The organism is Amycolatopsis orientalis DSM 43388 (assembly GCF_000411975.1).
GTDB lineage: Bacteria > Actinomycetota > Actinomycetes > Mycobacteriales > Pseudonocardiaceae > Amycolatopsis > Amycolatopsis orientalis_D.
The window spans coordinates 67,203-87,644 of the sequence record NZ_ASXG01000078.1; the positions used below are offsets into that span (position 1 = coordinate 67,203).

Here is a 20,442-nt window from a genome sequence, read left to right on the forward strand (position 1 = left end):
AGGGATGACGACAGCCGCGGAGATTCTCGACCGGGAGCCGGGCGCGGGCAGCCGGACGGTGGCCGTCCACTTCATCCGGGCCCTGATCGGCGCCGTCGAGCAGCTCGGGGTGGACGTCGCGGCGGTGCTCGAGCGGGCCGGAATCCCGCACGAGGTGCTCGAGTTCGATCGGGCACGGCTCACGATCGGGCAGGCGTGCGCCGTGATCCGGAAGCTGTGGCAGGTCACCGGCGACGACCTGTTCGGGCTCGGCGCGCACCCGCTGCCGCTCGGTTCGCTCCGGCTGGTCACGCTCGGCCTCATCCAGCTGCGCGACCTCGGTTCGGTGCTGGTCAGGCTCTGCGAGTTCTCCCGGGTCCTGCCGGGCCTGCCCTCGGCGCGGCTCCGGATCGCGGAGACCGGGTCCCGGCTCGAACTCGCGACGGCCCGGTCCGCCGCCGACCAGCTCGCGACCGAGATCGTCCTGTTCACCCTCTGCCGGTTCGCCGGATGGCTCACCGGGACAACGGTGCGCGTCGACCGGGTGGAGCTGCCGCATCCGGAGCCGCTGCGCCCGATCGAGTACGACCTCGTCTTCGGCTGCCCGTTGCGGTTCGATGCCGCGTCGGCGGCGCTCCTGTTCGACACCGGCCTGCTGGCGGTGCCGGTCGTGCGGACCGAGGCCGAACTCCTCGCTTTCCTGCGCCGGTCTCCCTTCGGGCTGCTGACCGGACGGGACGGCGACCCCGGCATCGCCGGCGAGGTGCGCAAGCTCCTCGAGCGCGGACTGTGCGAAGGCTGGCCCACTTCCGAGGAAGTCGCCGCCCGCCTTTCGTTCAGCCTGCAGCACGTGCGGCGGCTGCTGCGCGAAGAAGGAACGTCGATCAGCCAGCTCAAGGAGAACATCCTCCGGGACGCGGCGATCGCGAGCCTGGTCCGCGGGGACGAACCGATTTCCGCGCTGTCGCAACGGCTGGGTTTCTCCGAACCCAGCGCGTTCCGGAGGGCGTTTCGCCGGTGGACCGGGAGTTCTCCGGGGTCGTATCGCCGGGTGCACGAGCTCAGCCTGGCAGGCCGAGCAGACCGCCCAGGCTGGTGATCGGGGCGACCGGCACCGGGGGCGCGGCGGGCTGGGCGGCAGGCGCGGCCGCTGCTTGCGGCTGGCCGCCGTACGGCGCGTTCTGCGCGCCGCGGACGTTGACCGGACTGCCGGGCGGTTCCGCGCAGTACGCCTGCTGGTTCGGCGCGGCTTCCCGGGTGTCCGAGCCGGGCCGGGCGGTCGTGTTCTCGTAGCCTTTCGTGCACGCTGGCGGGTTGAAGAAGTTGAGGATGAAGCCCATGTGCGCGGTGCCGTCGCCCGGCAGCAAAGCCGAGCCGAGCACCGGCAGATACGGGGAGACGACGAGCGTTTGCTCGATCCCGTTCACCCGGGTCTTGACCACGTTCGCCGTCGTCAGCAGGTTCGCCGTCAGCACCGACAGGTCGGAGCCGGACTGCCGGAGGACGTCGGAAACCTGCCGGGCGACGTCGGGGGTGACGTTGATGAGCTTGCGCAAGTCGGGATCGGACGTCTTCAGCTGCGCGGCCAGGGCGTGCAGGTCGGAGCCGAACGAGGTGATGGGTTCGGCGAGGTCTTTCTGGGTCTGCACGACGGTGCGGCCGTCGGAAAGCAGCGAGCGGGTCTGGGGCGCGTGCTCGGTTCCGGCGGCCACCAGGGAGCCGGTGGCGTCGAGGAGCTGCCTGAGCTGGTGTTCTTTGCCGGCGAAGGCTTTGTCGAGTTCGTCGACCACGGTGCGCAGCGAATCGGCGGGGAGATGGCTGAGCAGGGCGTCGGCGCTGGACAGCAGTGTTTCCGGGCGGACCGGCAGGGCGGTGTCCTGCTGGGCGATGCGGGAACCGTCGGCGAGATACGGACCGGCGTCGGTGCTGGGGCGCAGGTCGAGGTACTGCTCGCCGACTGCCGACCGGTTGGCGACCACGGCCTGGGTTTTCGCCGGGATCCGCGGCGCGTCCGGGTCGATGTCCAGGCGGGCGTCCACCCCGGCGGAAGTGAGCTCGAGCGCGCTCACCCGGCCCACACCCACGCCGCGGTAGGTGACGTCCGCACCGGCGAAAAGGCCTCCCCCGGTGCTCAGCTGCACGGTGACCTGGTAGCCGCGGTGCCCGAAGAGCCGGTCGAGGCCCGCGTAACGCCACCCCGCGTAGCCGACCCCGACCGCCGCGAGCACTGCGAACACGGTGATCTGGATCTTGATTCTGCGCAGCAGCATCACGCGCCTCCGAGGATCGTGCCGAGCAAGCCGCCGAGCGGTCCGCCGAGCGAGGAAGCGGGTCCGGGCGCAGTGCCCAGCGGGGGCGGCGGTGCTGCCGTCGGAGCCCCGGGACCGGAAGCCGGAGCCGACGGAACCGGCTGCGGTTTCGCCGGGCCGAGGTTGGCCAGGATCGAATCCAGTTTGAGGTCGGCGTTGATCTTGGCGTTGGCGTAGTCGCCCTTGACGACGTCGAGACCGGCGTCGGGGAACGGGAAGGTCAGCAACAGCTGCAGCGACTTCGGGAGCGCGTCGCCCGCCGCGGCCAGCTGGTGCAGCGTGGGAGCGAGCGCGCGGAGATCGGCCACGAGGTCGTCTTGGCTCTTGTTGATCGTGTCGACGGCGGTGCCGGAGAGCCGGTCCATCGCCTGCAAGAGCCCGACCAGCTGGTCGCGCTGATCGGTCAGCACCTTCATGCCGAGTGCGAGGTCTTTCAGCGCGGTAGTGATGTTCGCGCGTTGCGCCGACAGTGTGCCGGACAGTTTGGCGACGCTGTCGAGCGCGCGGGTGATCCCGGCCTTCTGCGCGTCCAAAGTGGACGCCAGGGTGTGCACTGAGGACAGCAGCGACCGGACGTGTCCGGTGTTGCCCGCCAAGGCCTTGTTCAGCTCGGTGGTGATGGTCCGGGCTTGTTCCAGGCCGCCGCCGTTCAGCAGGAGCGACAGCGCGCCGAGGACCTGCTCGACTTCGGTGCTCTTGGCGGTGCGGTCGAGCTTGACGACCGAGCCGTCGGAGAGGCGGCCCTCGGGCGGCTCGTTCGCGGGCGGAGACAAGTCGACGAACTTCTCGCCCAGCAAGCTGGACTGGCGCAGCCGCGCGGTCGCGTTCGCCGGCAGCACCGCCGACCGGTTGACCGAGAGCGTCACCGTGACCGTGTGGTTGTCCTTGCCCAGCGCGATGGCGCTGACCCGGCCGACCGGCACGTCGTTCACCTTGACCGCGGCCTGCGGGACGAGATCGGCCACGTCGGAGAACTCGACGTCGACCCGGTACGGCCGGTTCCCCAGGTCGGCCCCGCCGGGCAGCGGGAGGTCGTAGACCCCGGTGAAACCGCCGCCGCAGCCCGAGGTCGTGGCGAGCACCGCGGCCATGCCGAGCGCGGCCAGCGTGCGCGCCCGGTTCACCGTCCGCCTCCGGCGGGCGGATTCGCCGACTCGACGAGCGGCAACGGCGGCAGTTTCCCTTCCTGGATCCCGCGCAGGGTCTCCGCGACGGAGGGCAGCTTCAGCGTGCCGTCGAGGACCGGGGCCAGTTTGTCGCACGCGTCGGACAGCACGTGCGGGATCTGGGCGGGCGCGGACTGCCGCAGCAGCCGGCACACCATCAGGACGGGCGGTCCGGTCAGCTCGTTGAGATTCGCCCGCACCTGCACCGTTCCGGACACCGGGTCGTAGGTGTTCACCGCGTTCGACGCGGCCAGCGGCGCGACGTCGAGCACCTCGGCCAGTGCCGCGCGCTGGTCCGCGAGCGCCCGGGTGATCCCGGTCATTTTCGCCACGTTGGACTGGATCTGCCCTCGGTTGCGGGTGATGAAGTCGCGAACCTCCCCCAGCGCGCCGGCGAGAGAACCCAGTGCGGTGCCGAGAGTTTGCCGCTCGTCGGCGAGGAATCCGGTCACGTCGGCGAGCTGGCCGGAAACCGTGCGCAGCTGCTCGTCGGACGCGGCCAGCGTTTTCGTGAACTGCGCCAGGCCGTCCACCGTGCCGAACAAGTCTCCTTTGGACTTGTCCAAAGTGGATGCCAGCCCGGACAGCTTGTCCAGCGTGGCGCCGAGGTTCTGCCCGTTGCCCGCGAGGTTCTGCGCGCCGGTGTCGAGCGCGTTCGACAGCGCCCCGTTCTTGTTGGCTCCGTTGGGCCCGAGCGCGCTCGAGAGTTGTTCGAGGCTGCGGGACAGATCGTCGACCTCCACCGGCGTCGCGGTACGCGAGCGCGGCACGACCGCTCCGGAGGCGAGGACCGGACCGCCGGTGTAGACCGGGGTGAACTGCACGTACCGGTCGGAGACCAGGCTGGGCGCGATCACGACGGCGCTGGCGGCCGCCGGGATATCGACCCCCGAGTCGACGGTCATGTCCACCCGGACCTGGGCGCCTTCCGGCACGACGGCGTCGATGCTGCCGACTTTGAGCCCGAGCACCCGCACGTCGGACCCGGGGTACACGCCGACCGCCTGGCCGAAGTAGGCGGTCACCTTGGTTCCGGCGGACTGCCGGTCGAACCACCAGAGCGCAGTCGCGACGACGAGCAGGGTGACGCAGAGCAGCGCGCCGAGGCGGTAGGCGAGCACGGTGTTGCGGGTTCGCGCGGTCATTTCCCGGCTCCCTTGGCCGACGGCGGCTGGCATCCCTGCGGGTTGACCGAGAGCGGCCCCGCGCCCGCGGTCGGCGGGAGCAGCCCGCACATGTAGACGTCGAACCAGCGGCCGCTGCCGAGCACGTTCGCGGAGAGCCGGGCGAACGGGGCGAGGTTGTGCAGGCCCTGGGCGAGGTTGTCCTGGTTGCGCTGCAGCAGGGCGGTGACCTTGTCCAGTTCGCCGAGCGCGGGTCCGAGCTGGCTCTGGTTGTCGGCGATCACGCCGTGCAGCTGCGCCGACAGCGACACGGTGGCGGTCAGCATCCGGTCGATCGCGTCCTTGCGGTGCTGCACCTCGGTCAGCAGCGCGTTGCCGTCTGTCAGGAGTTTGCGGAACTGCTCGTCCCGGCTGCCGAGCGCGGAGCTGACCTGGCGGGTGTTGTGCAGCAACGTGGCGAGCTGGGAATCCCGCGAGGAAATCGTCTCCGACAGCCGGGACAGCCCGTCGAGGGTGCCGCGCACCTGGGGAGAACTGCCCGCGAACGTCTCGGACAGCACCTGGAAGCTCTGCGCGAGCTTGCCGGTGTCGATCTGCCCGACAGTGGTGCTGAGGTCGTTGAGTACCGGGCTGAGGTCATACGGCACGCGAGTCCGGTCGCGCGGGATCGGCGTGCGCGGGTCCTGCGGGGAGCCGCCGGCCGGGCTGACCGACAGGTATTTCTGCCCCAGCAGCGTTTTGACCTCGATCGACGCCGTGCTCTGATCGCCGATCGCGACGCCGCGCACGGTGAACTCGACCCGGATGTGGTCGCCGTCCAGCGAGACGCGGTCGACCGTGCCCACCTTCGCGCCGGTCACCCGGACCTCGGCACTGTCGGTGAGCCCGGCGGCTTCGGCGAAGTCGGCCGCGTAGGTGGTGCCGCCACCGCCGAGGAACGGCAGCTTGTCCGCGTTCAGCGCGGTGACGACGCACAGCCCGACGACCGCGGTCGCGAGCACGCCGAGCACGGGAAGATTGCGGTCCTTGAAGGGTTTCATGATCGGCACCTCGGGGCGGCCGCGGTCGCGGGCAGGGGCAGCATGGGCACCTTCACGCCGAGCGAATCGATGCCGACGGTGCCGGTGAGATCGCACAGGTAGAAGTTGAGCCAGCTGCCGTAGTCGACGATGCGGGTCAGCTTCGAGAGCTTGCCGGGCAGCGTCTGCAGGAATTTCTCGACCAGCGGGGACGAATCGTTGAGGTTCGAGCTCAGCTGGCCCAGCCCGGCGATGCTGTCCTTCAGCGGGGCCCGGGCCTGGTCCAGCAGACCGGCGGTGGCCCCGGTGAGCTCGCCGAGCCCGGAAATCGCGCTGCCGATCGGCCCGCGCTGCTGGGCGAGACCGGACACGAGCGATTGCGTCCGGTCGATGAGCGTGCCCAGTTCGCCGCCGTGCGCGTTGACCGAGTCGAGCACGGCGTTGAGGTTGTCGATGACCTTGCCCACCACCTGGTCGCGGTCGGCGAGCGCGGAGGTGAGCGACGCGGTGTGCGCGAGCAGGCTGTCGATCGTCCCGCCCTCGCCCTGCAGCACCTGGATGATCTCGTTGGCGAGCTGGTTGACGTCGTTCGGCCGAATGGCCTGGAACAGCGGGCGGAACCCGTTGAGCAGCGCGGTGAGATTGACCGCCGGGGTGGTCCGCGACAGCGGGATCGTGCCGCCGCGCGGGAGTTCCCGGCCCGGGGAAGGCACGTCGGAGTCCAGTGCGAGGTAACGCTGGCCGATGAGGTCGCGGAACTTCAGTGCGGCGCGGGCGTCGACCGACAGCGGCCGGTTCTCGTCGACGGTGAACCGCACCTCGGCATACTTCGGGTCCTTCGGCTCGACCGAGGTCACCGAGCCGACTTTGACGCCGGACATGCGCACGTCGTCGCCCGGGTTGAGGCCGAGCACATCGCTGAACTGGGCGACATAGGCGTTTTCCGGGCCGAATCGGGTGTTGGCGAGGGTGATGCCCAGCAGTCCCGAGCACAGCACGGTGACCGCGACGAAGATCCCGAGCTTCAGCACCGGGCCGGTCGACGCCCTCATCGGACCGTCACCTCCGTCCCGCGGTACAGCGGCCCGACGAGCAGCCCGCTCCAGCCCGGCACCTGAGCCGGGGGCACGCCGAGCTGAGCGCCGAGCAGCGTGTCGAGCAGGTGCTGCTCCCCCGCCGAGGCCGCGGGCGCGCCACCGCCGCCCCCGGAACCGGCCGGATGGGAAGTGCCGTCGGCGAACGGACCGTCGGGCGGGAAGGCCGGGGGCTTGGTTCCGGGCGCGGGCAGCTGATAGCAGCGCGGCCCGCGTTTGTCGTCGTAACGCGGGGTGTCCACCCCGGGCAGGTACTGGCCGCGGCTCTGGGTGATCTCCATGGTGAACGAAGCGACGCCGGGATGGTCGGTTCCCTTGCCGACGAACTGGTCGGCGCGCGGAACCAGGTCGGCTACCTGCCGCAGCACGCACGGATACTCGGGCGCGTACTTGGCGAGCACTTCGGCGGCGGGCCGGCTGGCCGCGATCAGGTTGATCATGTTGTCCTTGTTGGCGGCGAGAAAGGCGTCGAGGTCGTTCGTCGCGGCGGTGGCGGCCGAATACAGCTCCCGCAGCCGGTTCTGCTGTTCGACCAGGGTCCGGCTGGGCACGGTCAGATCGGCGAGGGCTTGCAGCAGCTGCGGGCCGGCCTGGTCGTAGGTGTCGGCGACAGCAGGGAGATCCGCGACGATCGCGGTCAGGTCCGGCAGTCCCGGCATGACCCGGCGGAGGTACTCGTCGAGAGACCGGACGGTGCTGCCGATGTCCTTGCCCCGTCCGTCGAGCGCGCTGGACACCGCGGCAGCGTGGCCGCGAGTTTCTCCGGCTGCACGGCCTGCAGCACCGGCATCAGATCGTCGAGCACCTTCTCCGTCTCGATCGCGTCCTGGCTGCGGTCCTGCCCGATCACCGCACCGGCCTGGAGCGGCTCCGGGGCGGCCTGGCCGGGGATCTCCAGCGCGACGTACCGCTCGCCGAACAAGGTCTTCGGGAGCAGCCGCACCTGGACGTTCGCCGGGATGTGGCGGAGCTGATCCGGTTGCAGCGCCAGGGAAAGCTCCGCCGACTGGCCGTCGGTCGACACCCCGGAAACGGTCCCGACGACGACGTCGCGCAGTTTGACGTCGGAGCCGACGCGCATCTGGTTGCCGATGTGACTGGTCCGGACCGTCACCGGCGCCGTGGCGGTGAAAGCCTTGCGGTAGAGGGCGATCGTCAGCGTGACGAAGCAGCAGATGACGAGCAGGAAGGCTACGCCCAGCAGGTGGTATCGCATTCGCCGCACCGCTTTCATCCGGCGATCCGCACGGTCGTGTCGGCGCCCCAGATCGCCAGGCTGAGGAAGAAGTCGAGAACAGTCAGCGACACGATGGAGGTCCGCACCGCCCGGCCGACCGCGACGCCGACGCCCGCCGGGCCGCCGGACGCTTTGTAGCCGTAATAGCAATGGCTGAGGATCACCACGAGGCTGAAGACGAGCACCTTTCCGAAGGACCACAGCACGTCCTGCGGCGGCAGGAAGAGCGTGAAGTAGTGGTCGTAGGTCCCGGCCGACTGGCCGTAGATCCAGACCGTGATCTGCCGCGACGCCAGGTAGGAGGTGAACAGGCCGACGACGTACAGCGGAATCACCGCGGCCAGCCCGGCCAGCACCCGCGTCGTGACGAGGTAAGGCAGGCTGGGGATCGCCATGACCTCCAGCGCGTCGATTTCCTCGGAGATCCGCATCGCGCCGAGCTGCGCGGTGAACCCGCAGCCGACCGTGGCCGACAACGCCAGCCCGGCTGAGAGCGGAGCGACCTCGCGGGTGTTGAAATAGGCGGTGAAGAATCCGGTCAGCGCGCCGGTGCCGAGCTGGTTGAGCGCCGAGTAGCCCTGCAAGCCGACGATGGTCCCGGTGAACAACGTCATGCCGATCATCACGCCGAGGGTCCCGCCGATGACCGCGAGCGCGCCGCTGCCGAACGTCACCTCGGCGAGCAACCGCAGCGTTTCCCGCAGATAACGGCGCAGAGTGCGCGGGATCCAGGCGATCGTCTTGCCGTAGAAGGCGAATTGCCTGCCGAGGTCGGCCAGGCTGTCCGACGGGCCGCCGAAGGCCCGGCCGGCCGCCCGGGTCAGGCGCGCGACGACCGGAGGCAGGGGTGGGCTGGCAGTCATCGCTCACCCCAGCTTCGGCGGGACGACCTGCAGGTAGATCCCGGTCAGCACGACGTTGATCAGGAACAGCAGCAGGAAGGTGACGACCACGGACTGGTTCACCGCGTCGCCGACGCCTTTGGGCCCGCCCTTCGGATGCAGGCCGCGGTCGGCGGCCACGACCCCGGCGACGAGCCCGTAGAGGACCGCCTTGACCGACGAGATCCACAGATCCGACACCTGCGCGAGCGAACTGAAACTGGCCAGGTACGCGCCGGGCGTGCCGCCCTGGACGAGCACGTTGAAGGCGTACCCGCCGATCACGCCGACCACGCTGACCAGCCCGTTGAGCAGCACGGCGACGACCATGGCCGCCAGCACGCGCGGCACGAGCAGCCGTTGCACCGGGTTGACCCCGAGCACTTCCATCGCGTCGATCTCCTCGCGGATGGTGCGGGCGCCCACATCGGCACAGACCGCGCTTCCTCCCGCCCCGGCGACGAGCAATGCCGTGACCAGCGGGCTGGCCTGCTGCACGATGGCGAGGGCGCTCGCCGCGCCGGTGAAGGACTGCGCGCCGATCTGCGTGGTCAGCGAACCGAGCTGCAGCGCCACGACGGCGCCGAACGGGATCGAAACGAGCGCGGCGGGCAGGATCGTCACGCTGGCGAAGAACCAGGACTGGTGGAGGAACTCGCGCGTCTGGAACGGACGCCGGAATGTGCAGCGCGCGATGTCGAGAAACAACGCGGCCAACCGCCCGATCTGCCGAATGCCGCGGCGCCGGGAAAAGCCGTGCCGTTCGATCGCGTGCTCATCGGGCCGGTACCTCCTCAGGTGCGCAGTGAGCCGAGATTAGGCCGGGGAACTGCGGTTTCCGAGGACTCGATCGCGCCTGTCGATGACCGGACCGCGCACGGCGGTTCCCGCGGCGGCGCGGGTGTCCGGCATTGTCAATTATCTGTCTGCTGAGGACATTCCGCGGCCACGCGGTGCTGCCTAGCCTCGACCGATGGGCGTGCGCCCAGTTTTCCGCCGCCGAAAGGAATCGCTCGTGACCGACACCGTCGCCGTGACCGGCGCCGCCAGGGGAATCGGAAACGCAGTCGCCAGGGCATTCGCCGCACGCGGCGCCCGCGTCGCGATCGGCGACCTCGACCTCGATCTCGCGAAGCAGGCCGCGGCCGGCCTGCCGGCCGGTTCCGTCGCGGTACGGCTGGACGTCGCGGACCCGGCCTCGTTCCGGAGCTTTCTCGACGAAACCGAGGCGGTCCTCGGCCCGGTGGACGTGCTGGTGAACAACGCCGGGCTGATGTTCAGCGGCGGATTCCTCGAGGAAGCGCCCGACGACGCGGACCGCATGCTCGCGGTCAATCTCGGCGGGGTGCTGACCGGATGCCGGCTCGCCGCGGACCGGTTCGCCGCCCGCGGACGCGGCCACCTCGTCAACATCGCGTCGATGGCGGGCGTCGCCGGTTTCCCCGGCGTCGCCACTTATTGCGCCACCAAATTCGCGGTCGTCGGGCTGTCCCATGCGCTGCGCGAGGAGCTGCGGCCGTCCGGGGTGCGGGTGTCGGCGGTCCTGCCCGGGATCGTCCGCACCGAGCTGTCCGCCGGGCTGAAACTCTCCCCCTTGGTGGAGATGTTCGGTTCTTGCGACCCGGAAGACATCGCGGCGTCCGTCCTGCGCGCCGTCGACCGGAACCGCGCCCGCACGTATACCCCCGCTCGGCTCGGGCTCGCCCTTCGCGCGATGCTGGCCCTGCCGGAACCGGTGCGGCACAAGGCTAATTCGCTGCTGCGGACCGACCGGCTGTACCTCAACGTCGACCAGGCAGCCCGCGATCGGTACCACGCGCGCGCGGCGAACCAAGGAGACCTCGGATGAAGGACTTCACCTGCCTCGTCGAAAACGCTCCGCCCGCGCACGGCATCCCCGTGGAGATTCTCGCGCCCTGCACCGCGGAGCCGCTCGCGAAGATTCCACAGTGGACCGCCGAAGACGTCGGCGCCGCGTTCGAGCGAGCACGGCAGGCGCAGCCCGCCTGGGCGGCCGCGCCGGTGCGCGACCGTCGCGCCGTGGTTCGCAGGCTGGTGCATTTGCTGCAGCAGCACCGGGAAACTGTCTTCGACGTGCTCCAGCAGGAGACCGGGAAAGCCCGCATCGACGCGGTGTTCGAGTTCGGCGAGGCCGTCCTCGGCAGTGTCCACCACGCCCGGCAGGCCGAGCGGCTGCTGGCTGCCCGACGACACCGCGGCGCGGTTCCCGGGCTGACGAAGACCGTCGAGATCCGCCACCCGCGCGGCGTAGTGGCGGTGATCGCGCCCTGGAACTTCCCGCTGGCGCTGGCGGTCATCGACGCCGTGCCCGCCCTGCTTGCCGGAAACGCGGTCATCGTCAAGCCCGACAACCAGACCGCCCTCTCGACACTTCTGCTCGATCGGCTGCTCGCCGAGGCAGGCTGCCCGCCCGGGGTGTTCCAGGTCGTCACCGGCGAGCCCGCGGACATCGGCGACGCCCTGATCGACGGAGCCGACTACGTCGCGTTCACCGGTTCCACCGCGACCGGACGCCAGATCGGCGCCCGCGCCGGTGCGCGGCTCATCGGCGCTTCGCTGGAACTGGGCGGGAAAAACCCGATGATCGTGCTGGCCGACGCGGACCTGAACCGAGCTGCCCGCGCGGTCGTCCGCGGCAGTTTCGCCAACGCCGGGCAGCTGTGCATGACCGCGGAACGGCTTTACGTCCAGTCCACAGTGTACGAACAATTCCTTACGCTGCTCCGGAAACGGGTGCGCGGCGTCCGGCTGGGCGCGGCACTCGATTTCAGCAAAGATGTCGGATCGCTCACCACCCCCGCGGTGCTCGCTCGGGTGCAGGAGTATGTCGACCAGGCGCGCGCGAGCGGCGCGACAATCGTGGCCGGCGGACGTCCCCGGCCAGATCTCGGACCGCTGTTCTACGAACCGACTGTGCTCACCGACGTCAGCGCTGCGGCTCGGCTGCACCGGGAGGAAGTGTTCGGGCCGGTCGTGTCGGTGTACCCGTTCGACGACATCCCGGATGTCCTCGCGCGGGCCAACGACTCCGAGTACGGACTCACCGCGAGCGTATGGACCCGCGACGTCCGGGCGGGCGAACAGCTCGCCGCCCGGATCGAGGCCGGCGGAGTCGGCGTCAACGATTGCTACTCGGCGGCCTTCGCGTCCCATCCGGCGCCGATGGGCGGTTGGAAAGCCTCCGGTCTGGGACGGCGGCACGGCGAGCAAGGATTGCTGCGCTACACCGAATCCCAGACCGTGGCCACCCAGCGGCTCGTCTCGATGGACAGCCGCTTCGGACTCCCCCGCGGCTGGTACGGCCGAGGGGTGGCGGAAGGAACCGCTCTGCTGGGGAGGCGGTCGTGAGTGGCGGTGCCGGTTCGAGGACGCCGACCCCCACGGCTGCTCGCACCGAGGAAGCCTGGGCCGGCCTGCAACGGCTTCTCGACTAATACCGGACGAGGAACACCCCCGTCCACGAATTCGTGAAACATGGCACCGGTCAGCACCGGAATTGCCACTCGCGAGCGGCTGCCCGCGGGTCCGCGAGAAAAGACCCGAGTTCGCGCACCGCTTCCCCGGCAGGCGCGAGCAAACCGGCGTGCAAGTGGACGTCGTGCCAGGCGTCCGGAATGGTGCGGCACCGCACGGCGACGCCGGCCGTGCGGAGGCGGTCGGCCAGCCGGTGTGCGTCGGGCTCGAGGATTTCCCCGGCGCTCACATGGATCAGGGTCGGCGGCAGCCCGGTCAGATCGCCGTACAACGGGGAGACCGCGGGCTCCTGAAGGTCCCGGCCGGCCCCGTAGCGGCGTGCCCAGGCGCGCAGCGACGACGAGCGCAGCAGGAGATCCCGTCCGGAGCTGCCCGAAGAGCCCTGGCTGAGGTCGGCCCAGGGGCTGATCAGCGCCAGCGCCGCCGGAAGCTCGGTCCTCTCCTCGCGCAGCCGTATCGCGAGCGCGAGCGCGAGCCCGCCACCGGCCGAATCGCCGGCCAGCGAAACCTCGACACCGGACTCCAGGAGCGCCCGGTACGCCGCGATGGCGTCGTCGAGCGCGGCGGGATGCGGGTGTTCGGGTGCCAGCCGGTAGTCGAGCACGTAGACCGGCGCGCCAGCCCCGGCGGCCAAATGCGCGGCCAGCGCGCGGTGCGAGCGCGGCGAGCCGAGGTGGTACCCGCCGCCGTGCAGCAGCAACACGGCCTTCGCCGGGTCGGCACCAGCGGGTTCGACCCGCAGTGCGGCGCGGCCGCCCAGACCGGCCCGTGCCACGCTGACGTCCCGGGGCAGCCGCCCGGCCCCCGCCAGGTCGCACATCCGGCGCTGCACCCCCACTGGCAGCGCCGGGGAAAGCACGAACGTGCTCGCCAGGCGAACCCCGAGGGCGGCGAGCTTCATCGGCGGCAGCGAACGCGGGCCGCGGCGCGCCGCCCGCGCGCCGGTCAGTGCGAAGTCCCCGTCCTCGATCGTGCGCAGCATCTTCCGGTGCTTGCCCGGATGCCACGGCCACAGCTCGGGCACTCCGTCCTTGTCCAGGTACCAGCTGGTGCAGCCGCTGGACCAGATCGTCGTGGGAGCCGCCGCCCGCATCGCCCGGTTGAACCGGTCGGTGGCTTGTGCGGTCGGCGCCGCCGCGGTGAACTCTTCCGCGCGCCAGCGTTCGATCCACCGCAGGACGTAACCGGCCTGGCTCTCGGCGATCGCGGTGAGCGGGAAGTTCCCGATCGGGCTGTGCGGTCCCATCAGCAGGAAGCAGTTCGGGAATCCGGGCAGGGCAACGGTTTGGTAAGCGCGCGGCCCGTCCCGCCAGGCCTCGGAAAGGGTGCGGCCGCCCTCCCCGATCAGCTCGATCGGACGGACGTAGGCGTGTGCGTCGAAGCCAGTGGCGAGAACGAGCACGTCGACCTCGTGCAGGACGCCGTCGCGGGTGCGAAGGCCGTCCGGTTCGATCCGGTCGATCGCGTCGGTCACCAGGTCGACGTTGTCCCGCTGGATCGCGGAGTAGAACGACGGCGAGAGGACCAAGCGCTTGCACATGGGCTGGTAGTCCGGCGTCAGCTTCCGGCGCAGTTCGGGATCCCGCACGGTGGCGAGGTTCCGGCGCACCGTCCAGTTGATGAGCCGGCGCTGCCAGCCGTCCCGGACGACCGCCTGCGTCAGATGGCCGAAGACTTTCTCCATGCCGCGGTAGCTCGCCTGCTGAAGCCCGGGCACGTGCCGATATGCGGCGCGCAGTGCCGCCGAAGTCGACGGATTCGGCGCGGGCACGATCCACTGCGGCGTGCGCTGGAACATCTTCAGCCTGCCCGCGGTCCCGGCCAGCGCGGTCACGATCTGGATGCCGGTCGAGCCGGTGCCGAGGACGGCGATCCGGCGGCCCTCGAGCGGGACGTCGTGGTCCCAGCGGGCGGAATGGAACACGTCGCCGGTGAAGCTGTCGAGGCCTTCGATGTCGGGATAGCGCGGATGGTGCAGGATGCCGGTGGCCGCGATCAGGAAGTCGACGGTGTCCTCGTCGCCCGCCACGGCGCGCAAATGCCAACGCCCGTCGGCGTATCGGGCTTCGCTGATCTCGGTTCCGAAAGAGATATGCCTGCGGACGTCGTAATCGTCGGCGACCCGATCGAAATAGGACCAGATTTCGGCTCCGCCGGAGAAGAACTGCGTCCAGTCGGGATTGAGCGCGAAGGAGTACTGGTAGATCCGCGACGGGATGTCGCAGTGCAAGCCGGGATACGTGTTGTCGCGCCAGGTTCCGCCGAGGCGGTCCGCCTTTTCGTAGATCCGGAAATCGTCGATGCCCGCCTGTTTGAGCTTGACGGCCATGCAGATGCCCGACATCCCGGCGCCGATGATGGCGACGCGGGGAGCGCGCGTCCCCGAATTGGTGGTCATGCGTTAGTCCGTTCAGCATTGGTCCGTTCAGTGACAGCTGATTCGCGGCTCGCCTGCGCCGAAGCGACCAGGCGCGGCACTGCGGGCAAGACGGAAAGCACCGGTTCGAGGAGCGTTCGCGCGGCGAGCGGGCCCGGCACCCAGCCGGGCGCGTGGACCCGGGCCGAGCGCCGTTCGATCCCGCGCACGATCGCGGCGGACGCGACCCTTGTCGGGGCTGGCCGCATCACCGCCGGTACCACGTCGAGCATCGTCGCGCCGGCCGGCTGGGTGCGGGCGCCGCGCACCAGATCGGACTCGATCAGCCCGAAATAGGCGATGCCGACCCGGGTGCCGGTGGCGGCGAGTTCCAGGCGGAGCGCCCGGCCGAAGGCCTCGACCGCCGCCTTGCTGGTGCCGTAAGCCGCCGCGGAGGGCGTGGGAAGCGCAGCCGCCACCGACGCCACTGAAAGGAGATAGCCGTCGCGTTCCAGGACGTGCGGGAGCGTCGCGCGCACCGTGTGCCAGACACCCAGCAGGTTGACCTCGATCACCTGCCGGAACGCTGCCGGGTCGATGGACCCGATCGTGCGCACCGGACCGAGCACGCCCGCGTTCGCCACGGTGACGTCGATTCCGCCGAACTGGTCCACGACGGCCGTAGCCGTGTTCTCGAGCGCGTCGAGGTCGCGCACATCCGCGACATAAGCGCGAGCGCGTGCGCCCAGCCTCGTGGCGAGCTGCTGAACCGCGTCCGCGTCCCGGTCGACGAGCGCGACTCGCGCGCCCCGGCCGACCAGCAGTTCGGCCGTCGCCGCGCCGATGCCCCGGCCGCCGCCGGTCAGGAACACGACTCGGCCGGTCAGATCGAATTTCGCCCGCCGGAAGCGGCCGTCCGGCCGCCGCCCGAGTCCGGTGATGGCTTTGCCCAGCGTTCGCATCTTTGCGACGCTAAGGGAGCGGCGTCGCCGATCGAATGCTCGCGCGGGACACGGATTTGTTATTTTCGGACGCATGGAAGCGGGCGCGTGGTGGGACTTCCGGCGCAACCCGGTCGCGGTCCGGATCATGACCGAAGTGGCCGCCGAGCACGGTCTCGCCGTCAGCGAGGCACTGGCCGGGACGAGACTTGCCGCGAGCGATCTCGATGATCCCGGCGTCGAGATCGACGCGCGCCAAGAGCTGACGGTCGTCCGCAACCTCGTGGCTGCGCTGGGCGACCGGCCCGGGCTGGCCGCCGAGATCGGCAGCCGTTTCGCACTGGGCAACTACGGCCTGCTGGGCTTCGCGGTCCTGTCCAGTCCCACCTTGCGCGCCGCGCTCGTCGTGGGCCTGCGCTACCTCACGCTCAGCTACGCGTTCATCCGCGTGTCTCTGGAAGAATCGGGCGAACAGGCCCGGATCGTCCTCGACGACCGGGAAATCCCGCCCGACGTCCGCCGGTTCCTGCTCGAACGCGACATCGCCGCGCTCACCGGGTTCGTCCCGAGCCTGCTGGGCCCGCGGCTGGAACGCTACGCCGCGGACGCGCGGGTCGAGCTCTCCCTCGAAACGGCCGAGGCGCTGGGAGAGATCGCCCCGCTCGCCGCGGTCAGCTTCGGCCATCAACGTTCGGCTTTGGTGTTCCCCCGCGCGCTGCTGGAAGAACGGCTGCCGCAGGCCGACGAACACACCGCGCGCATCTGCGAGGAACAGTGCGCCGACCTCCTCCGCCGCCGGACGGATCACCGAGGACTCGCCGGGCAGATCCGCTCCCGCCTCCTGCGCGACCCGGGCGAACTGCCTTCGATGGCGCAGGTGGCGACGGAACTGCACATCGACCCCCGCACCCTGCGGCGACGGCTGGCCGCCGAGCAAACCTCGTTTCGCTCGCTGGTCGACGAGGTGCGGGCGACGATGTCCCAGGCACTGCTGGACCAGGTGGGCCTCACCGTGGAAGAGGTCGCCCGGCGGCTCGGCTACAGCGAAACCGCGAGCTTCACGCACGCTTTCACCCGCTGGTACGGGATTCCGCCGAGCCGCTACCGGGACGGACGGGCACCGGCCCGAGACTGACCAGCGAGAAGCCACCGGCTCGCCGGGCGCGACACGTCCGACCATTGCCGGCGGCGCAGCCCGGGCAACCCGTTGGTCGCGAGGCGCGGACTCGAGACTCCGAACCGTCGCCCGTCGAGCTATTCCGGGAAGCCAGGACGTGCCCAGCTGGCTGCCGTTGGCACCACCCGGTCAGCCACGTCGCCCGCTCGCCGAGCGAATATCGGCCCGCCGCCCCGGTGGTTCCGGCTTTCGCCCGGCTAGGCCCCGTTCAGCCTCCGGCGACGGGCAGCCGCGCAACCCATTCGCCCGACCGCAAGATCCGTGCCTTGGCCAGCAGCTCGCGATGTTCCGGGTCCGCACTCGATCCCCAGGTGATTCCGCCGCCCACTCCGTACTCCGCCGTGCCGGCCTTCCGGTCGATCACCGCGGTGCGGATCGCGACGCCGAACCGGGACCGGACCGGGGCGCTCGGCGGCGCCGCCCAGCCGATTGCTCCACAGTAGACACCTCGTGGCGTGTTCTCCAGTTCCCGGATCAGCGTCATGGTGCGGGCTTTCGGAGCTCCGGTGACCGATCCGCACGGGAACAGCGCGGCGAACAGGTCCGGCAATCCCGTCCCGGGCCGAAGTCTCGCGGTCACTTCGGAGGTCAGCTGCAGCACGGTCGGATACCGCTCCACTCGCAGCAACGACGGAACCGCCACACTGCCCGGCACCGCGACGCGGGCGATGTCGTTGCGCATCAGGTCCACGATCATGATGTTCTCGGCGCGTTCCTTCTCGTCGCCGCGCAGCTCGCGCGCTCGGGCCCGATCGTCGGACGGGGCCGGCCCGGCGGGCGCGGTTCCCTTCATCGGCCGCAGCAGCAGCTCGTCGCCGCGGCGTTCGAAGAACAACTCGGGACTGGCGCTGACGATCACGAACCGGCCGGTGTCGAGGCAGGCGTGGCAGGAACCGCGTTGTGCCGAGCAGAGATCCCGGTACAACGCATAGGGGTCGCCGAAGAACGGTCCGCGCATGCGCACCGTCAGATTGGTCTGGTACGTCTCCCCCGCGGCGATCTTCTCGCGCACTCGGTGTACCAAGCCGCAGTACTCGGTACGCGACCAATGCTCACGCCAATGCACGTCGTACTCGCCGACGGACGTCGGCGAGATCGCCTCCTGCGGCTGGTCGGTCACCCCGAACCACACCAGCGGCAGGCCTTCCGGCGGCTGGAGATGCACGTCCAGCCCGTACGCGGCCGCGGCCTCGTACGCAACGAACCCGTAGGCCCACTTTCCCCGCGCAGTCGCCGCTTCGACAGCTTCCAGCACCGGCACCACATCCGCCGGCCGGTACGCGGCCAGGACCCGGCTGGGCGCGCTGAACCGCAGTCCGGTCCCGGCGCGCAGGTCGTCGAAGCGTGCCGGGCCGGGCGGCGTCATGGGAAGACGACCGTGCTGTGGCCGTTGAGCAGGACTCGTCGCTCGCAGTGCCATCGCACGGCCCGCGACAACGCGAGTGCCTCCGCGTCGCGGCCGACTGTCTGCAGCGCGCGGGGATCGTAGGTGTGGTCGATCCGGATGACCTCCTGCTCGATGATCGGCCCCTCGTCGAGGTCGGAGGTGACATAGTGCGCGGTCGCGCCGACCAGCTTCACGCCGCGGCCGTACGCCTGGTGGTAGGGCTTGGCGCCCTTGAACCCGGGCAGGAACGAGTGGTGGATGTTGATCGCCCGGCCGTACAGCGCCTTGCTGGTCTCGTCCGACAGGATCTGCATGTACCGGGCCAGGACGACGAGTTCGGCGTCGAACTCGTCGACCAGCCGCAGCAGCCGCGCCTCGGCGTCGGCCTTGGTCTCCGGCGTGACCGGCACGTGCACGAACGGCAGCCCGGCCGCCTCCGCCATCGGCCGCAGGTCCTCGTGGTTGGACACCACGGCGACCAGGTCCGCCCCGAGACTTCCCGCGCGCCAGCGGAAAATCAGGTCGTTGAGGCAATGCCCGAGCTTGGAGACCATGACCAGCACGCGCGCGTTCCGGTTCGCGTTGAACGCGTAGGTCATCTGGAATTCCGCAGCGATGTCGGAGAAGCCGCGCGACAGCTCGGCCAGGTCCGTTTCCCCGGGCGCGTTGACCTGGGTACGCATGAACACCCGGTCGCTCATCGCGTCGTCGAACTGCTGGTGCTGGCCGATGTCGCACCCGTGCTCGTAGAGAAAGCCGCTGACGGCGCGCACGATGCCGGTGCGGTTGGGGCAGCTCAGGGTGAGCGTGAACGAATGGGTCATCGGAAGCTCCTCAGCATTCGACGATGTTCAAGGCCAGCCCGCCGCGGGCGGTCTCCTTGTACTTGTCCTTCATGTCCGCGCCGGTCTCGCGCATGGTCTTGATGGCCTTGTCCAGGGACACGTGGTGCGCGCCGTCGCCGCGCACGGCCAGCCGCGCGGCGGTGATCGCCTTCACCGACGCGACCGCGTTGCGTTCGATGCACGGGATCTGCACGAGCCCGCCGACCGGGTCGCAGGTGAGGCCGAGGTTGTGCTCGATCCCGATCTCGGCGGCGTTCTCCACCTGCTCGGGCGTGCCGCCGAGCAGTTCGGCGAGTCCCGCGGCGGCCATCGAGCACGCGGAACCGACCTCCCCCTGGCACCCGACCTCGGCCCCCGAGATCGACGCGTTCTCCTTGAACAGCAGGCCGATCGCGCCCGCGGTGAGCAGGAAGCGCACCGCCTGCTCAGGCGAGAACGACGGCAGGAACTTCGCGGCGTAGTGCAGCACCGCGGGCACGATCCCGGCGGCGCCGTTCGTCGGCGCGGTCACGACCCGGCCGCCCGCGGCGTTCTCCTCGTTCACCGCGAGCGCGAACAAGGTCACCCATTCCATGGCGCGCAACGGATCGTCTTCGTCCACTCCGGATTCGAGCCGTTCGCGCAGCCGCGCCGCGCGCCGCCGGACCTTGAGCCCGCCGGGCAGCACTCCCCGGGCGCGCGTACCGCGGTCGACGCATTCGCGCATGACCGCCCAGATCTCCAGCAGTCCGGCGCGAATCTCGTCCTCGGTGCGCCACGCGAGCTCGTTCGCGAGCATCAGATCGCTGATCCGCAGCCCGGACTCGGCGGTCAGCGCCAGCAGTTCGTCGCCGGTCGTGAAGGGATACCGGACCGGCGTGGCGTCCGCGACCAGAACCGGCTGGCCCGCCTCGTCTTCGTCCAGCACGAATCCGCCGCCGACGGAGTAGTACTCCCGCCGCTCGATGCGCGTCCGGTCCGCGTCGAACGCCTCGAACACCATGCCGTTGCTGTGGAAGTCCAGCCGTTCGCGGCGATGCAGCACCACGTCGTCTTCGGGCGAGAACGCGATCTTGTGCTCGCCGCCGAGGCAGAGCAGCCCCTCGGCGCGCACCGCGTCCGCCGCCGGCCCGGCCGCGACCGGGTCGACGAGATGCGGCTGTTCCCCGGACAGCCCGAGCACCACCGCCTGCACGCTGCCGTGTCCGTGCCCGGTGGCGCCGAGCGAGCCGAACAGCTCGCATCGGACGCGCCGCACCCGCGGCAGCTCGCCGGCCGCGCGAAGCCGCTCGACGAACTCGTACGCCGCGCGCATCGGCCCGACCGTGTGCGAGCTCGACGGGCCGATCCCGACCTTGAACAGATCGAACACGCTGATCGTCATCGTCGCTCCCGGAGTTCGGGCGGCACCGGTTCCCGCGGATACCGGATTGATGTATCAACACTCGCCGCG

General features: G+C 70.3%; 15 protein-coding genes and 2 pseudogenes. 4 read left to right on the forward strand and 13 right to left on the reverse strand.

What is annotated here, in order from left to right:
- The first annotated feature begins 4 nt into the window (after positions 1–4).
- Positions 5–1,078, forward strand: coding sequence for an AraC family transcriptional regulator (locus tag L942_RS15460; RefSeq protein ID WP_051165994.1), 1,074 nt, complete (start codon positions 5–7; stop codon positions 1,076–1,078).
- On the opposite strand, the gene L942_RS15465 is transcribed toward L942_RS15460, so the two are convergent.
- From L942_RS15465 to L942_RS15500, 8 genes and pseudogenes are all read right to left on the reverse strand, one after another.
- The gene (locus L942_RS15465) at positions 1,041–2,249 is read right to left on the reverse strand and encodes an MCE family protein (protein ID WP_037360607.1); all 1,209 of its coding nucleotides are present in this window, start codon (positions 2,247–2,249) and stop codon (positions 1,041–1,043) included. The two genes, L942_RS15460 and L942_RS15465, sit on opposite strands and share 38 nt — an antisense overlap.
- Positions 2,249–3,412, reverse strand: a complete 1,164-nt coding sequence (locus tag L942_RS15470; RefSeq protein ID WP_235079149.1) for an MCE family protein — start codon at positions 3,410–3,412, stop codon at positions 2,249–2,251. The genes L942_RS15465 and L942_RS15470 overlap by 1 nt, the downstream gene beginning before the upstream one ends.
- Positions 3,409–4,599: an MCE family protein gene (locus L942_RS15475; protein ID WP_037360609.1), complete on the reverse strand. Its 1,191-nt coding sequence runs from the start codon at positions 4,597–4,599 to the stop codon at positions 3,409–3,411. The genes L942_RS15470 and L942_RS15475 overlap by 4 nt, the downstream gene beginning before the upstream one ends.
- Positions 4,596–5,618 carry an MCE family protein gene (locus L942_RS15480; RefSeq protein WP_037360612.1) on the reverse strand — a complete coding sequence of 341 codons (1,023 nt, stop codon included), beginning with the start codon at positions 5,616–5,618 and terminating at the stop codon, positions 4,596–4,598. Before L942_RS15480 ends, L942_RS15475 begins: the two co-directional genes overlap by 4 nt.
- Entirely contained in the window at positions 5,615–6,649 is a 1,035-nt protein-coding gene (locus tag L942_RS15485; RefSeq protein WP_037360615.1) for an MCE family protein, read from the reverse strand. Before L942_RS15485 ends, L942_RS15480 begins: the two co-directional genes overlap by 4 nt.
- A pseudogene (locus L942_RS15490) lies at positions 6,646–7,925 on the reverse strand (MCE family protein). Before L942_RS15490 ends, L942_RS15485 begins: the two are co-directional and overlap by 4 nt.
- The gene (locus L942_RS15495; protein WP_037360618.1) at positions 7,922–8,791 is read right to left on the reverse strand and encodes an MlaE family ABC transporter permease; all 870 of its coding nucleotides are present in this window, start codon (positions 8,789–8,791) and stop codon (positions 7,922–7,924) included. Before L942_RS15495 ends, L942_RS15490 begins: the two are co-directional and overlap by 4 nt.
- Positions 8,792–8,794: 3 nt before the next feature.
- Positions 8,795–9,588: pseudogene (locus tag L942_RS15500) on the reverse strand (MlaE family ABC transporter permease).
- A 236-nt stretch (positions 9,589–9,824) separates the two neighbouring features.
- Between L942_RS15500 and L942_RS15505 the strand changes: the two are divergent.
- Both L942_RS15505 and L942_RS15510 read left to right on the forward strand, forming a co-directional pair.
- Positions 9,825–10,658: an SDR family oxidoreductase gene (locus L942_RS15505; RefSeq protein WP_037360620.1), complete on the forward strand. Its 834-nt coding sequence runs from the start codon at positions 9,825–9,827 to the stop codon at positions 10,656–10,658.
- A complete protein-coding gene (locus L942_RS15510) occupies positions 10,655–12,178 on the forward strand; it encodes a succinic semialdehyde dehydrogenase (RefSeq protein ID WP_051165996.1) in 1,524 nt (507 codons plus the stop codon). The genes L942_RS15505 and L942_RS15510 overlap by 4 nt, the downstream gene beginning before the upstream one ends.
- 136 nt (positions 12,179–12,314) lie before the next feature.
- Here L942_RS15510 and L942_RS42505 read toward each other — a convergent pair whose 3' ends face one another.
- Positions 12,315–14,702, reverse strand: a complete 2,388-nt coding sequence (locus L942_RS42505) for an alpha/beta hydrolase fold domain-containing protein (RefSeq protein WP_063695776.1) — start codon at positions 14,700–14,702, stop codon at positions 12,315–12,317.
- On the reverse strand, positions 14,699–15,622 hold the full coding sequence (locus L942_RS15520; protein WP_051165997.1) for a short-chain dehydrogenase/reductase: 924 nt from the start codon (positions 15,620–15,622) through the stop codon (positions 14,699–14,701). Before L942_RS15520 ends, L942_RS42505 begins: the two co-directional genes overlap by 4 nt.
- Positions 15,623–15,695: 73 nt before the next feature.
- Between L942_RS15520 and L942_RS15525 the strand changes: the two genes are divergently transcribed.
- Positions 15,696–16,736 carry an AraC family transcriptional regulator gene (locus L942_RS15525; protein WP_037360622.1) on the forward strand — a complete coding sequence of 347 codons (1,041 nt, stop codon included), beginning with the start codon at positions 15,696–15,698 and terminating at the stop codon, positions 16,734–16,736.
- Between the two features lie 250 nt (positions 16,737–16,986).
- Here the strand turns inward: L942_RS15525 and pabB are convergent, their stop codons facing one another.
- Genes pabB through L942_RS15540 form a run of 3 tightly spaced genes read right to left on the reverse strand, consistent with a single transcriptional unit; the run spans position 16,987 to position 20,373 of the window.
- On the reverse strand, positions 16,987–18,144 hold the full coding sequence (gene pabB / locus L942_RS15530) for an aminodeoxychorismate synthase component I (protein WP_037360624.1): 1,158 nt from the start codon (positions 18,142–18,144) through the stop codon (positions 16,987–16,989).
- A complete protein-coding gene (gene purU, locus L942_RS15535; RefSeq protein ID WP_037360625.1) occupies positions 18,141–18,989 on the reverse strand; it encodes a formyltetrahydrofolate deformylase in 849 nt (282 codons plus the stop codon). Before purU ends, pabB begins: the two co-directional genes overlap by 4 nt.
- A gap of 10 nt (positions 18,990–18,999) precedes the next feature.
- On the reverse strand, positions 19,000–20,373 hold the full coding sequence (locus L942_RS15540; RefSeq protein WP_037360628.1) for an L-serine ammonia-lyase: 1,374 nt from the start codon (positions 20,371–20,373) through the stop codon (positions 19,000–19,002).
- Positions 20,374–20,442 lie beyond the last annotated feature (69 nt).

Coding starts and splice junctions, on each gene's coding strand:
- L942_RS15460 (WP_051165994.1), top strand. CDS start 5: ATGACGACAGCCGCGGAGATTCTCGACCGGGAGCCGGGCGCGGGCAGC.
- L942_RS15465 (WP_037360607.1), bottom strand. CDS start 2,249: ATGCTGCTGCGCAGAATCAAGATCCAGATCACCGTGTTCGCAGTGCTC.
- L942_RS15475 (WP_037360609.1), bottom strand. CDS start 4,599: ATGACCGCGCGAACCCGCAACACCGTGCTCGCCTACCGCCTCGGCGCG.
- L942_RS15480 (WP_037360612.1), bottom strand. CDS start 5,618: ATGAAACCCTTCAAGGACCGCAATCTTCCCGTGCTCGGCGTGCTCGCG.
- L942_RS15485 (WP_037360615.1), bottom strand. CDS start 6,649: ATGAGGGCGTCGACCGGCCCGGTGCTGAAGCTCGGGATCTTCGTCGCG.
- L942_RS15495 (WP_037360618.1), bottom strand. CDS start 8,791: ATGACTGCCAGCCCACCCCTGCCTCCGGTCGTCGCGCGCCTGACCCGG.
- L942_RS15510 (WP_051165996.1), top strand. CDS start 10,655: ATGAAGGACTTCACCTGCCTCGTCGAAAACGCTCCGCCCGCGCACGGC.
- L942_RS42505 (WP_063695776.1), bottom strand. CDS start 14,702: ATGACCACCAATTCGGGGACGCGCGCTCCCCGCGTCGCCATCATCGGC.
- L942_RS15520 (WP_051165997.1), bottom strand. CDS start 15,622: ATGCGAACGCTGGGCAAAGCCATCACCGGACTCGGGCGGCGGCCGGAC.
- L942_RS15525 (WP_037360622.1), top strand. CDS start 15,696: ATGGAAGCGGGCGCGTGGTGGGACTTCCGGCGCAACCCGGTCGCGGTC.
- pabB (WP_037360624.1), bottom strand. CDS start 18,144: ATGACGCCGCCCGGCCCGGCACGCTTCGACGACCTGCGCGCCGGGACC.
- purU (WP_037360625.1), bottom strand. CDS start 18,989: ATGACCCATTCGTTCACGCTCACCCTGAGCTGCCCCAACCGCACCGGC.
- L942_RS15540 (WP_037360628.1), bottom strand. CDS start 20,373: ATGACGATCAGCGTGTTCGATCTGTTCAAGGTCGGGATCGGCCCGTCG.